10 protein-coding genes are annotated in these 13,401 nt (G+C 62.4%); 6 read left to right on the forward strand and 4 right to left on the reverse strand.

All coding sequences use genetic code 11. The annotated features are described in order from the left end of the window. Positions 1 to 273: 273 nt before the first annotated feature. Entirely contained in the window at positions 274 to 1,947 is a 1,674-nt protein-coding gene (locus KF886_03195; GenBank protein MBX3176342.1) for a PKD domain-containing protein, read from the forward strand. On the opposite strand, the gene KF886_03200 is transcribed toward KF886_03195, so the two are convergent. The 4 genes from KF886_03200 to KF886_03215 all read right to left on the reverse strand — a co-directional run bounded on the left by KF886_03200 (position 1,944) and on the right by KF886_03215 (position 5,531). Further along, positions 1,944 to 2,402 (reverse strand): hypothetical protein, encoded by a 459-nt coding sequence (locus KF886_03200; protein MBX3176343.1) that lies wholly within the window; start codon positions 2,400 to 2,402, stop codon positions 1,944 to 1,946. The genes KF886_03195 and KF886_03200 overlap by 4 nt on opposite strands. A 255-nt stretch (positions 2,403 to 2,657) precedes the next feature. Further along, positions 2,658 to 3,047 carry a Dabb family protein gene (locus KF886_03205; GenBank protein MBX3176344.1) on the reverse strand — a complete coding sequence of 130 codons (390 nt, stop codon included), beginning with the start codon at positions 3,045 to 3,047 and terminating at the stop codon, positions 2,658 to 2,660. A gap of 1 nt (position 3,048) precedes the next feature. After that, the gene (locus KF886_03210) at positions 3,049 to 4,203 is read right to left on the reverse strand and encodes an exo-alpha-sialidase (protein MBX3176345.1); all 1,155 of its coding nucleotides are present in this window, start codon (positions 4,201 to 4,203) and stop codon (positions 3,049 to 3,051) included. Positions 4,204 to 4,619: 416 nt separating this feature from the next. Continuing rightward, on the reverse strand, positions 4,620 to 5,531 hold the full coding sequence (locus KF886_03215) for a LysR family transcriptional regulator (GenBank protein ID MBX3176346.1): 912 nt from the start codon (positions 5,529 to 5,531) through the stop codon (positions 4,620 to 4,622). Between the two features lie 290 nt (positions 5,532 to 5,821). Between KF886_03215 and aceB the strand changes: the two genes are divergently transcribed. The 5 genes from aceB to KF886_03240 all read left to right on the forward strand — a co-directional run bounded on the left by aceB (position 5,822) and on the right by KF886_03240 (position 13,090). Then, complete coding sequence (gene aceB / locus KF886_03220) at positions 5,822 to 7,423, forward strand: malate synthase A (GenBank protein ID MBX3176347.1); 1,602 nt, start codon at positions 5,822 to 5,824, stop codon at positions 7,421 to 7,423. A gap of 39 nt (positions 7,424 to 7,462) precedes the next feature. Beyond that, complete coding sequence (gene aceA, locus KF886_03225) at positions 7,463 to 8,776, forward strand: isocitrate lyase (GenBank protein MBX3176348.1); 1,314 nt, start codon at positions 7,463 to 7,465, stop codon at positions 8,774 to 8,776. Between the two features lie 332 nt (positions 8,777 to 9,108). Beyond that, positions 9,109 to 9,726: a hypothetical protein gene (locus KF886_03230; GenBank protein ID MBX3176349.1), complete on the forward strand. Its 618-nt coding sequence runs from the start codon at positions 9,109 to 9,111 to the stop codon at positions 9,724 to 9,726. A gap of 266 nt (positions 9,727 to 9,992) precedes the next feature. Further along, complete coding sequence (locus KF886_03235; protein ID MBX3176350.1) at positions 9,993 to 11,054, forward strand: M42 family metallopeptidase; 1,062 nt, start codon at positions 9,993 to 9,995, stop codon at positions 11,052 to 11,054. 863 nt (positions 11,055 to 11,917) lie between these two features. Beyond that, positions 11,918 to 13,090 (forward strand): hypothetical protein, encoded by a 1,173-nt coding sequence (locus tag KF886_03240; protein ID MBX3176351.1) that lies wholly within the window; start codon positions 11,918 to 11,920, stop codon positions 13,088 to 13,090. Positions 13,091 to 13,401: the final 311 nt, after the last annotated feature.

The following is a 13,401-nucleotide window of genomic DNA, read 5'->3' on the forward strand; positions in this document are numbered from 1 at the left end:
TGGAAACGAACTCATGCGGAATACAGCGTCGAGGGCGCGATGGCCGCCACTGCCCGGGTGAGGCTCCGCGGTAGGGCCGCCTCGGGAGACGGTCCGGGTGCAGGCGCCCTGAATTGACGCCCAACCCACGTGCGGAAGCGTATTCTATCGTATTCCCAAAACCCAACGCCAATCCCGGATGAACCGCCATTCACCACCGCAGGCGCAAGCCGGAATGAACCCGGGGGCCGGATTCTGGAAGATTTCTATCCTCTGGAGCTTGTTTTCGCTATAATGAAACTCATAGACTTGCGCGCTTTTGGACGGGCCTGTGGCCCAATCCGCGGGTCACTAGCTGGAGCCCGTTCTTGCGTCCTGGAGGCTCCTCCTATGCGATCAACACCGTATCGCGCGCTCCCATTCCTGGCCTGCCTGCTTTTTTCCCTCTCCCTGATCGGCTGCCCAACGCCGCCGGCCAAACCCAATGCCGCGTTCACCGCGACGCCCACCTCCGGGACCGCACCACTTACGGTCCAGTTCACGGATAGCTCCGCTTCGGGCGGCAGTCCCATCACGGCCTGGGCGTGGAACTTCGGCGACGGTGGGACGAGTAGCCAGAAGAACCCAACCCACGTTTACGGGGCCGCCGGTAGTTATACCGTCACCCTGACCGTAACCACCGCCAACGGGAGCGACACCGAGACGAAGGGTGGGATGATTACGGTTACGGAGGACGCGGCGTGGGCCCCGAACACGGAAACCTTCAACGTCTCGATAGCGCCCGAGGTGCTCCGGGTTCCGAAGGCGGAGCTTGAGAACGTGATTCTGCAGTGGAACCCCGACGAGCACGCCTACCTGCTGGACAAGACGGAAACCGACCGGCTTGGCCTGACGCTGGACGTGGGCGATCCTCTCTTATTGGACGGAATCGAAATTGGACGGATCACGGTGGTCGATGTGGACGGCACGGAAGTCTACGTCGAAACCGAGATGATCCCGCTCAATGAGGTCTTTCCGGACGGGGAAATCAGCTGGGATTACGGGGTGGAGTTCACGGAAGAGACCGTGAAGAGCATTGAAATCCCGGGTGTTGGGGTGTTTCCGGTCAAGGCGGGCACGCCCATCAATATCACCTTTGAACAGGGCGGGTTCAAGTACGAGCTGAAGGTCACGCTGGATGGCGCGACGGCCGATTACGACTTCACCGTCACCAAGGGCGTTGGCCCGGCGACGAAGGGGCGTCTCACCGCCAAGGGCCAGATTGTCCGGTTCCGGAGCCGGAATCAAACGCGTTTTGACGGGGGCGAGCTGACGGAATTCGGGCATGAATTAAACGGCATGCGCGGAACCGCGGAGCTTAAACTCGTCGTAACGGCCTCCGGGAACGACGCCATCGATTATAAGCTGCCGGTGCCGATTATGAATATCCCCTTCGTGGTGGGCCTCGTACCGGTGAAGCTGAAGATCGGCGCGCAGTTCGTGGTGAACGCCGCGGTGCCGCTCGACGGCAGCGCGCAGGTGGGCACGACCTTCACCTACGACAGCGATCTCGGGCTGGATTTCGACGGGGTCACGGTCCAGGCGGGCGGTCGCGCGGGCGACACCACGTTTGGCGACCCGCTTCACATGACCGGGGCGTCCAGCGCGATTTCCGCCAATTTCGGCATCGGGTTCCCGCGGGTGTCGCTCGACATCGCGGGGGGAACGCTGGTGCCCTGGGCGCAGACGGCGTTCCTGATTGGCGGGTCCTACACGTTCACGCCGGCGTGCCAGACGGCCGACGCCCAGTTTATCGGCGCGGTTGGCTACGACCTGGGCATCCTGGGCTTTGAACTGGCCAGCGGCACGAAGACTCTTTTCACCCAGAAGAAGGAACTGCTCCGCGCCGGCAATTGCCCGCCCTCGAAACTCGCCGACCTGTCGGCCCTGTGGCTGATGGAGGATTTCGCGCCGATCCCGATGAATTAGGCCGGTGAAGCGACCGCCGGCATGCCAGACTGCTCCCGCACCGCCGCCACCAGGGCGGCGGGGTCGCGGGGGGAGACCACGATGACGCGGTTCTCCGCGCGGATGACGACCGCGTGCGCGGGATGGGTGACGAAGGCCCGGTAGTTGCCCAGGGCCTTGTTCCGAAACAGCCCGGCGAAGCAGAAGAGGCCACCATTGCCGAAGAGCCGTATTGAGCGCTTCATGGCGTCCGGGTCGGCGTAGACCTCCGCCACCCGGCCAAGCTCCAGGTGGGATGACCAGCCCAGCCGCCGCACGCGGAGGTTTCCGTCTTCCATAGCGTAGCCGCGAATGGCGAAGAGCGGGCTGGTCACCAGGAGGGCCAGCGGCATGCCGACCATGGACAACGTCCAGGCCAGCATGTCGCGCGGGCCGGTCCAGAGTCCGACGGCGAGCAGGCCGACCATAAGGGCCATGCAAAGCCAGGTCGCCAGGTGAAGCAGGCCACACCAACGTGCGGCGGGATAGTATTCGCGGTCCATGGGGTGTTCCTCCGGCGCCAATACCGCTGGCGCCGGAGATTTATTCAGCGAGGGTGCACTTCGTGACCCCCGCCGGGACATACCCCCGCGTTTGGGGCGCTTGCCGCCGGGAAAACGGGTGTCGGGTTTACGCGGGGGTGTGCGTTCCAGGATCGGGCGTATGTGCGCGGGTGCGTCCCTTGTCCGCGGCTACTGCGCCCAGTAGTCGAATACGCAGACGTCCGTCACCTTGCCGTCGAGCTTCGCGACGAAGGCCTTGTGCGCCTCGTGGACGATGTATGCGTCGAGGTCTTCCTGGCTGTGGAAGGTCAGGGTGTAAGCGTGGGTCAATCCCTTGTCGAGGCCTTCCTTGCTGACGTTCGTGCCCCATTCGAAGTCCTTGATCAGGTCGATTTCCTGTTTGAGGGCGACAAAGGCCTCCGAGATCGCCTTGGCGCTCGCTTCGTCCGCATACTTGAACATCACAATGTGGCGCAATACCTTCACGTCTTCTTCCTTCTCCACGGCGTTTACGCGGACCGCGGCCACCGACAGGCCCAGGGCGACCAGGGCCATTCCGACAACGAGTGTGCGTTTCATCTCAAAACTCCTCCTCGATTACGCGACCGGCATCACAGCCGGCGTACAGTTCTTCCAGCGGCACACGGGTGACCTTGGTGGTCTGGAGACCATTCTCCACCCGCCGGTCGCCGGCACAATACCCAAGCAATACCTGATCCCCGATGAAATCCATGGCGATATAGCAGTACCAGCCGTCCGCCAGGTCTTCGAGCGTCTTCACGACATGCCACGTGCGGCCGTCGTCCTTCGAGAGTGCGGCGCGCAACGGCGTGCGCTTGCCGCGGCGGGACTCGTCCACATCGGTATGGTCGTTCCACACCAGCAGAAGGTCGTCGCGGCCCGGGATCCGCTCCACGGTGGCGGGCGACGTGGGCGACAGGAGGTTCGTGCGCGCGGGTTCGCTCCAGGTCACGCCGCCGTCGGTCGAGATGGAACGGTATTGCGCGCCGTCGCTCGTGCGGCACAGCATCAGCACGCGCCCGTCCTGTAGTTCGAGGACGAGCGGCTCCTGCAGGCCCGATCGCACCGATTCCGGGAGCGACAGCAGGCTGTCGCTCAGGCGCCAGGTCTGGCCGTTGTCGTCGGAGATGGCGCAGAGCGCCTGGCCGGGATGGAACCCCTCCTGACCTTTCAATACGTGGCGCGCCGCCGGAATGAGCAACCGCCCGCTCGCCAGCTGGACGAGCCGGTCGTTGTTCACCACGTAATAACCCAGCGGGTCCGTGATACAGGCCACCGGCGCGGACCAGGTCTTCGCCTCGTCGGTGGAGCGCAGGAACATCGGGATGCATTCGTCCACCTCGACCTTGTTCAGGTACAGCAGCGCGATGGAGCCATCCTGGAGGCGCAGGAGCGACACGGACATAATGTTGCGCCCGCCGGAATACGGGATGATGACCGTATCCTCGGTGTCCCACGTTGCGCCGCCGTCCGACGAGAAACGGCCGGCCAGATGCGCGGTGGCGTGGTCGCCCGCGCCCCCGGTGAAGTGCGTGTAGACAAACAGCACGCGCCCGTCCTTCAGTTCAATGAAATCCCCCTCCGAATTGCGGGGGTTGTCGTCGCTCGGGGAGAGGAGCAGGTTTGCGGGCATCGAAATGGCGTCCGCGGCCGCCGTGATCGGGGTAAGGGGCAGGAAACAGAGCATCAGGCACAGCATGAGAAATCGCATCACAGGGGTTCCTTTCACCCGCGCATACTACCCGATGTACGCCACGCCGCGCCAACGTGCAGGCCAGGGCAATCGCATTTGAACTCGATCTCGGTATATGGGCGTAAACTTGAATCGATTTGGGACCTTGAATCAACGATAGTGAGCGTTTTGGAGCGCCGGCATCAGTGCCGGCAAGGATGCCAGCGCTCCAACACGCGCCCTTTTGAACATTGAAGGTGGTTCATGTGGCGCCCGGCTCGAGTTGGAAGTTCAAATGCGAGTAACACTTTAGCGGTCTGAAGTGCGGACCAGTATATGTTTTTACTAATGGAGCCGGCGTTCAATAGTTGTCTTGCGCCGGTGGCGCAAGTTGCCGGCGGGCCGCCGGCGCTCCATAGTTTTTTGCGCCAGTGGCGCAAGTTGCCGGCGGGCCGCCGTCAGAGTTCGGCTTCCGGGAGCATGAGCTCGATGAAGCGGCGGGCCTGGGGGCTGAGGAATTTTCCTTTGCGGATGACGACGCCGTAGGTGCGGTTGGGGAAGAATTCGCCGGCGGGTATTACGGCGAGCTTTTCTTCGCCGGTGATGCAGATGCTCATGACGACGGAGATGCCGAGGCCGAGCTCGACGTATTTCTTGATCACCTCCCACCCGCCCACTTCCATGGCGACTTCGTAGGGGAGGCCGTGGGACTTGAAGACGGAATCCACGGTGCTCCAGGTGCTGAGGTGGCGCGGCGGCAGGATGAGCGGGTACTTGCTGATCTCTTTCAGGGTCAGATGCTTTTTCCCGGCGAGCGGGTGGTCCGGCGCGGTGATCAGCAGTGGCTCGTAGCTCACGATGGGATGGAAGTCGATATCCTCCGGCGCCTGGAGCATCGGGCCCACGGCGAAATCCACGTGCCCCGCGCGCAACTGCGCGAGCCCCTCGGCCCCGGTGACGTTGTGGAGCTTGAGTTCGATACTCGGGTGGGCCTTCCGGAAGCGCTCGACATACTCGGGCAGGACGTACAGAATCGTGGACCAGCCCGCCGCCAGATCGATCCGGCCCTGCTCGACGTTGCCGCGGCGCGCGGAGAACTCGTTCGAAAGGTTGTCGATACGTTCCACGAGCGGCATGGACAGCTCGAAAAGCAGCTCGCCGTCCGGGGTGAGCTTGATCCGGGGGCCGCGGCGCTCAAAGAGTGTGACGTCCAGTTCCCTTTCGAGGGCCTGGATCTGGAGCGAGACGGAGGGCTGGCTGAGAAACATGCGCTCGGCCGCCTTGGAGATGCTGCCATCGGCGGCGGCGTAGCAGAAGCCCCGGAGTTGCTGCAGGCGGTTTTGCTTGTAGCGGAATTCGTTCTTGGGCATGGCGCCTCCCGGCGGGGGCGGTGCTTGGGAAAAACCTACCGCCCGGTCGTATACTGATCGGTATACCATTATTGCAATTTTTTAATCTCAGCGGCAATAGCATATACGCAGCCAATATTAAACATTGAAACAACTGATTTGTCATACACGTAGATCGAGTGGTAGCCTTAACTTAGACCGGGCCGAGAGCAGCTGGGTCTGGTCGTGCATGGTTTCAAGGCAGTGTTTTTGACACGGAGCGCAAAGCGCTCATTCCATTTTAATCCCTTATCTTGAAAGGACATGCATCCATGGCATCCATCGATGTGCCCGAGGGCCTGGAAATCCTGGGACCCGTATCGGACACGCATGCGACGATCCTGACCCGGGACGCGCTTACCTTCTACGCCACCCTGCACCGCGCCTTTAATCCCCGGCGTCTGGAGCTCCTGGAGAAGCGCAAGGCGCGCCAGGCGGAGCTGGACTTGGGCGCCCTGCCCGATTTCCACCCCGAAACCCAGTCCGTGCGCGACGGCGACTGGCGGGTGGATCCCGTACCGGCCGATTTTCAGGATCGCCGCGTCGAAATCACCGGCCCGGTGGATCGCAAGATGGTGATCAACGCACTTAATTCCGGCGCGAAGACCTACATGGCGGATTTTGAGGACTCGCACGGCCCGACCTGGGAAGCGACGCTGGACGGTCAGGTAAACCTGTACGACGCGATCCGCCGCCAGATCGATTTCACGGCGCCGAACGGCAAGGAATACAAGCTCAACGCGCAGGTGGCGACGCTGATTGTGCGCCCGCGCGGCTGGCACCTTTCCGAGAAGCACGTGCTGGTGGACGGCGAGCGGGCGTCGGGGAGCCTCTTCGATTTCGCGCTGTATTTCTTCCACAACGCGAAGTACCGCGCCGAACAGGGGTCCGGCGTGTACCTGTACCTGCCGAAGATGGAGCACTACCTCGAGGCGCGCCTGTGGAACGACGTGTTCGAGAAGGCGCAGGAGCTGCTCGGCCTGCCGCGGGGCACGGTGAAGGGGACGGTGCTTATCGAGCACATTCTCGCGGCGTTCCAGATGGACGAGATCCTGTACGAGCTTCGCCACCACAGCGGCGGGCTGAACTGTGGCCGCTGGGACTACATTTTCAGCTACATCAAGAAATTCGCCCGGAAAGAGGAGTACCTGGTGCCGGATCGTGCGCTGGTCGGCATGACCACGCCGTTCATGCGCGCCTACTCGCTGGCCTGCATCAAAACCTGCCACAAGCGCGGCGCGTTCGCGATGGGCGGCATGGCGGCGCAGATCCCGATCAAGAACGATCCGGAAGCGAACGACAAGGCGATGGCGAAGGTGCACGCGGACAAGAAGCGCGAGGCCGAGGATGGCCACGACGGCACGTGGGTGGCGCACCCGGCGCTGGTCGCCATTGCGATGGAAGAATTCGACAAGGTGCTGGGCGACAAGCCGAACCAGATCGACAAGCAGCGGGACGATGTGCGGGTGTCGCAGGCGGCGCTGCTGGAGATCCCGGCGGGCGCGATCACGGAGCACGGCATTCGCGAGAACATCAAGGTGGGCGTGCAGTACCTGGAGGCGTGGCTGCGCGGCGTGGGGTGCGTGCCGCTGTACAACCTGATGGAAGACGCGGCGACGGCGGAGATCTCGCGCACACAGCTTTGGCAGTGGGTGCACAACCCGAAGGCGGTGCTGGACGACGGCCGCCCGGTGACCCTCGAGCTGGTGCGCCAGATCGCGGGAGAAGAAATGGACGCGATCCAGGCCGAAGTGGGCGCGGATCGCTTTGAATCGGGCAAGTACCACGAGGCGGCCCGGCTTTTTGACGAGTTTACGGCAAACGGGGAGCTGGCGGAGTTTCTTACGCTGGCGGCCTACGAGCAACTGGACTAACCCCTGGCGTATCGCAAGGACAACAAGGACGACAACGACATGAGCAGTGACAACGGCAAGAACCAGAACCCCCTGATCGATCAGGATGAAGTCCAGGCCATTAAGGCCCTCTGGGAGTCCGACCGCTTTAAGGGCGTCACCCGCCCGTACACCGCCGAGAAGGTGCTCGAGCTGCGCGGCTCGATGAAGATCGAATACACGATCGCCACGAAGATGGCCGAGAAGCTCTGGGGCTACGTGAACGAGCCCGGCGACGGCTACGTGAACGCGCTGGGCGCCCTGACGGGCAACCAGGCGATCCAGCAGGTGGAGGCGGGGCTCCGCGCGATCTACCTGTCCGGCTGGCAGGTGGCGGGCGACGCGAACCTGTCCTGCACGATGTACCCCGACCAGAGCCTGTACCCGTCGAACAGCGTCCCGGCGATCGTGGAGCGCATCAACAACGCCCTCATGCGGCGCGACCAGGTGCAGACGATCAGCGGCGTGAAGAAGCACGATTACTTCCAGCCCATCGTGGCGGACGCGGAAGCCGGTTTCGGCGGCCCGCTGAACGCGTACGAGCTGATGCTGCAGATGATCCAGGCCGGCGCGGCGGGCGTCCACTTTGAGGACCAGCTGGCTTCCGCGAAGAAGTGCGGCCACCTGGGCGGCAAGGTGCTTGTGCCGAGCCGCGAGTTCATCGGCAAACTCAACGCCGCGCGCCTGGCGGCGGATGTCGCGGGCGTGCCGACGGTGCTGGTGGCCCGCACCGACGCGGACGCGGCCGGCCTGCTGACCAGCGACATCGATGATCGCGACCAGCCGTTCTGCACCGGCGAGCGCACGGTGGAAGGCTTCTACGTGACGCGGCCGGGCATCGAGCAGGCGATCGCGCGCGGCCTGAACTACGCGCCCTATGCCGACCTGATCTGGTGCGAGACCAGCACGCCGGACCTGGCCGCCGCGAAGCAGTTCGCCGAGGCCATCCACGCGCAGTATCCCGGGAAGCTCCTGGCGTACAACTGCTCGCCGTCGTTCAACTGGCGGGCGAAGCTGAGCGACGCGGACATCGCGCGCTTCCAGAACGAGATCGGCGCGATGGGCTACAAGTTCCAGTTCATCACGCTGGCGGGCTTCCACAACCTGAACCTGGGCATGTGGAAGCTGGCGAACGGCTACCGCGAGCGCCAGATGTCGGCCTTCGTGGAGATGCAGCAGGAGGAGTTCGCGGAGGAGAAGAAGGGCTTCGGCGCGGTGAAGCACCAGGCCTTCGTGGGCACGGGCTTCTTCGACGCGATCACGAACGCCGTGAGCGATGGCGAGTCCTCCGTCACCGCGCTGAGCGGTTCGACGGAAGCCGAGCAGTTCCACTGAGCCGGCAACGATAGTAGAAAAAACGGGCCGCTTCGGCGGCCCGTTTTTTTTAGGCTGGAGGCTTTAGGCTGGAGGCTTTAGGCTGGAGGCTTTAGGCTGGAGGTGAAGGGTGAAGGGTGAAGGGTGAAGGGTGAAGGGTGAAGGGTGAAGGGTGAAGGGTGAAGGGTGAAGCGTGAAGGGCGAAGGGCGAAGGGCGAAGGGCGAAGGGCGAAGGGGGAAGGGGGAAGGGGTGACAGGCTTTGGGCTGATACGGGGTAAGCCTTTTTCGCTTTACAGCGGCGCGCCTTTCGGGGTACGCTGTTGTGTGCAGCACGGAGTGGAGAGTGTAGCGTATGGGCAGGCAAACGATCACGGTCGAGGAGCTGGATGACATCCGGCGTCAGTGTGCGGCGTTGCAGGCGGACTGGGAGCGCCTGTATCAAATCGCGGCGGCGGCGTCCGACGGCAGCGCGGCTGAACGCGAGTTGGCGCTTATTCAACTGCAGGGCCGCCTGTCGTGCGACTATCCCGTGCTCGCGCACTGGCGCAAGGCCAATTTCGGGCTGGCCTCGGGCATCAACAACCTGGTGGCCCGCGCGGGCAGCATGGCGGCCTTCGCCCGGGACGCGCGCGCGGGCAATGGCCCCCTCCTCCGGGACTGGCAGGCGGTGCAGGAAACGATCACGCGCGTGCGCGGCCTGTTGGAGGCGGCCCGCGACCAGGCGCGCGCGGGGAAGCCGGTGAAACTGCCGAAGGAGGTCGCCGCGGCGGTGGAGCGGGATCCGTGGCCAATCGAGTTGTGGATGCGTAAACTCGCCGTGGCCGGCGCCGTTCTGGCGGGGTGTGGTCTTCTCTTCCTGCTTATGCGGCCGTACCTGCTCGAAACGCGCTTCTTCAAGTGGCTCGACAAGAGCTACAACCGATGGGAATTGCGCAACTATCCGGAATTCCAGCCGCCGCCGAACAGCTGAATACCCAGCCACCATCTCCGGAGCCGCCCCCCCCTCACCCTTTCCGCCCGCGGCGGACGCGCCGCTTGGCCGTGGCGCACTTGGAAGGGGCAGGGACAGCAGGGGCGGCAGGGGCCGCGGAGATCGGCGGGGCGTGGCTCGTAGGCCTTCACCCTTCACCCTTTCCGCCTGCGGCGGACGCGCCGCGCCGTCACCCCAAGACGTGGAATCCTCCCGGGCGGGATCGGTACCATAGCGGCTTGTTTTTCAACCCGGGAGATGTACGCATGCGCAAGGAATCGCTGGATTTTCTGAAGAAGTTGCTGGCCACGCCGAGCCCCTCGGGCTTTGAAGAGAAGATCCAGCGGGTCTGCAAAAGCTACATGGAGCCGTTTACGGACGAAATCTACAAGGACGTCCACGGCAACCAGTACCACGTGCTGAACAAGAAGGCGGACATCCGCATCATGCTGGCGGGGCACGTGGACGAGATCGGCCTGATGGTGAACACCATCGATTCCAAGGGCTTCATCGGCTTCGTGCCGATTGGCGGGGTCGACGGTACGGTGCTGGGCGGACAGCGGGTCACGGTGCATGGCGCGAAGGGCGCGGTGGAGGGCGTGATCGGGCGCAAGGCGATCCACCTGACGCCGGAAGCCGACCGGAACAAGCCGCTGGAAATGCACCAGATGTGGGTCGATATCGGCGCGAAGGACAAGAAGGACGCCGAGAAACACGTGGGTATTGGCGACCCGATCACGATTTCGGTCGGCTACCAGGAACTCCTCAACGACATGGTGGTCGCGCGCGCGCTGGACGATCGCGTGGGCGCGTTTGTGATCCTCGAAGCCGTCCGGCTGCTGGCGAAGAAGAAGATCAACGTGGCGGTGTACGCGGTGACCACGGTCCAGGAGGAGATCGGGCTGCGCGGGGCCATCACCAGCGCCTACGGCTGCGATCCGCATGCGGGCCTGGCGGTGGACGTGGCGTGGGCGACGGACCACCCCAAGGGCGAGGGTGATCGCTACGGCGAGACGGCCATCGGCGAGGGCCCGATCATCAGCCGCGGCCCGAACATCAACCCGGTGGTCCACAAGGGCATCCTCGCGGCCGCGAAGAAGGCGAAGATCCCGATCCAGCACCTGGCGATGCCGCGCGGCACGGGCACCGACGCCAACGCGATGCAGCTGAGCCGCGGCGGCACGGCCACGGGCCTGATCGGCATTCCCAACCGCTACATGCACACGCCTGTGGAACTGGTTTCCCTCAAGGACGTGGAAAACGCGGCAAAGCTCATCGCCGAGTGGATCCTGTCGCTCAAGGCAAACGCGAGCTTTATTCCGCAGTAGCCGGGAGACTGGTTCGAATATACACGCTCGAATACCGCCTTACCTACTTTATATAAGACACGTTGCAGCACGTTTAACCAAGAGGCGACGGGACAGACCCGCCGGTTGGGGTGGTTGTGGTGGAGGACTTCGGTGACCCCGGCCGGGACATACCCCCGCGTGGTGGCTTTTGTGGGTGGGGTTGGGTGTTTGTCTGGACGTTGGGTGTTGTGGGCTGGGTGTAGCGTTTGTGCGGCGGTACGTCCCTTGTGCGCGCTGACGGGATTGCACGGGCAAGCCCCTGGGGGCTTGACCGTGGCACACCTGAGGTGATGAGGGGCGGACGGGGTGACTCTGGGGCGCCGGCCTGTCCTGCGGCGATGCCGCGGCGGGGTATTGACGGGCGGGCGCGCTTGTGTTAGGTTGCGGGTAGGGTAGTTCTCGGGAATGCGGCGGAATGGCGCTTCCGGGTGCTTTTGTGTACTCTTCGTGGGAATACGGATCGGCGCAGGTGCTCCAGATGAATTTGCACATGGGCGCGCATGTGGTGAGCATCGTGGTCGCAATGATGGCGTCGGGTCAGTCAATTCAGGCAGCTTGGATATTGAGATGCGGACGATAGGTCCTGGCGCGGTTTTGCTTGAAACGAATGGCGGATATTAATAGTGGGTACTATCTGGCGATATAGGTTTTCGAGCGCCCTCATAACCGTTGTTGCGTTCACAACTGTGATTTTGACAACGGGAGCGCATTCGCAAGCTTCCGAGGGCGCCCGCCGGTCACACATAATTCGTGCTCCGGTCTCGGCTACTCTGGAATTCGTGGCTCCCCCAAGCGGCGGGACATTAACTTTGGTGAATAAGGCGTCGGGGAACCAATGCTCCGTGTCCATGGAGACGAAAGCGGATCAATCGCCCCAAGAGATTGGGCGATGGCTTGGGGAACTTGTTGCAGAGTATCCCATATCGAAGTTCATGGTCTCTCTCCATATAGGGGATCCGGAAAATTACGTCATGCACTGGCTCAGAGAACCTCGTCTGGAGTTGAGAGGAATCCCCGGCGAGTACGCTCTAGGCGGAACGGAGAACGGCCTCGGAATCCCACCGCCGATTGGGAGCCTGAGCGCAGGGTTTGATTCGGAGTCGCAACGGCATACGTTCCGCTGGCATGAAAAGGAAGGCGAATATACGAAAGTCGCGTTTTCCAGCCACATTGGCTACGGGAAGGTCGTTTCGGGCCCTCGCGTTGTTTCTACCGGCATGCCGTTCCACACACTTCCAGCCGAGCCGCCCGGAAATGGCTCGTACAGATCGGTTTACGTGGTCGGACTAAAAGAAGACGTACCCTCAAATGCGTCGCACATTTATGCTAACAAGTCGGAACAGATTGAATACTTCTATAGGCCGTTTACGAACGGGATTGCCCCGAATTGGACTGCCTGGGAGGTGGCCCAGAGCGAATCGGTTGTGCTTGAGGAATTCGACTATCCAGATATTGAGAAAGAAGCCCGTACAGTACGCTCGTTGTCCGGAGTCGGATGGGAGACGTATGGACGGTGTGTTCAACGGATTCGCTCTACTTCGGGGGGAGCCGCGGGCGGAATGTACCGTTTTTTTATTGCCCAAACACCAGGGCGAGTCTATCGCCCCGCGCTACGTTACCGGATAATGGATGAGGGAATCGATCTTGATGGGCAATGGTCATTCGAAGTCATGGTCGGTACGTTGGATCCGAGCCTTGCGTATGAATATGACTATGCATCACGTGTTCTTGCAGGCGACTACTGGCAAGAACTGAATTCAAAGGGATCGCAGATTGCGGTCTGGAAACATGACCAGAGTACGGTTTCCACCGGCGATTGGATCTTGAGTCAGACCGGAGCGAGCGATAGCGACATTCCACAAAAGGATATCTTGCTTGGCGATGATGAGACAGCGATTTTCTTCTGTATACGTCTACAAGGCTACAAGCCTGACGGAATTGTTATGGACGGTGTGCGGCTGGTTGATGTTACCGATGGATTTCCGAATGCTGAACTTCGTGAAGCGTTTCTATAGAGAAGATGTCTAGAAATAGGGAGAGCCCACTGTTAATGAAAGTTACTCGCCCAGGTTTGCTCGTATCGTGATAGCGGGAGCGCCGCAGGTTTTGGCCAGCCAGCATGAGCATCGACTGCGGGGAGGGCTTTGTTGACCCCGGGGCGACGGCGAGAGTGGATGGCAATGTGATGCGATACGTCGATTAGATTCCGTTCCAGCGCGGCCCATGAGTCTACCGCGAAAAGCCAAAAAGGGGGGGGTAGCAGGCCGGTTGTAGCCTTTCGGAGTACACGCGGGAGGTGAAGCACGGCATGGCCTCACCGGGGTAG

The sequence above is a fragment of the Candidatus Hydrogenedentota bacterium genome (genome assembly GCA_019637335.1).
Lineage (GTDB): Bacteria > Hydrogenedentota > Hydrogenedentia > Hydrogenedentales > JAEUWI01 > JAEUWI01.

Excerpts from the sequence above, each read along its gene's own strand:
- KF886_03235 (MBX3176350.1), top strand. The coding sequence starts at position 9,993 with ATGCGCAAGGAATCGCTGGATTTTCTGAAGAAGTTGCTGGCCACGCCG.
- KF886_03200 (MBX3176343.1), bottom strand. The coding sequence starts at position 2,402 with ATGGCCCTTATGGTCGGCCTGCTCGCCGTCGGACTCTGGACCGGCCCG.
- KF886_03195 (MBX3176342.1), top strand. The coding sequence starts at position 274 with ATGAAACTCATAGACTTGCGCGCTTTTGGACGGGCCTGTGGCCCAATC.
- aceB (MBX3176347.1), top strand. The coding sequence starts at position 5,822 with ATGGCATCCATCGATGTGCCCGAGGGCCTGGAAATCCTGGGACCCGTA.
- KF886_03205 (MBX3176344.1), bottom strand. The coding sequence starts at position 3,047 with ATGAAACGCACACTCGTTGTCGGAATGGCCCTGGTCGCCCTGGGCCTG.
- aceA (MBX3176348.1), top strand. The coding sequence starts at position 7,463 with ATGAGCAGTGACAACGGCAAGAACCAGAACCCCCTGATCGATCAGGAT.
- KF886_03215 (MBX3176346.1), bottom strand. The coding sequence starts at position 5,531 with ATGCCCAAGAACGAATTCCGCTACAAGCAAAACCGCCTGCAGCAACTC.
- KF886_03230 (MBX3176349.1), top strand. The coding sequence starts at position 9,109 with ATGGGCAGGCAAACGATCACGGTCGAGGAGCTGGATGACATCCGGCGT.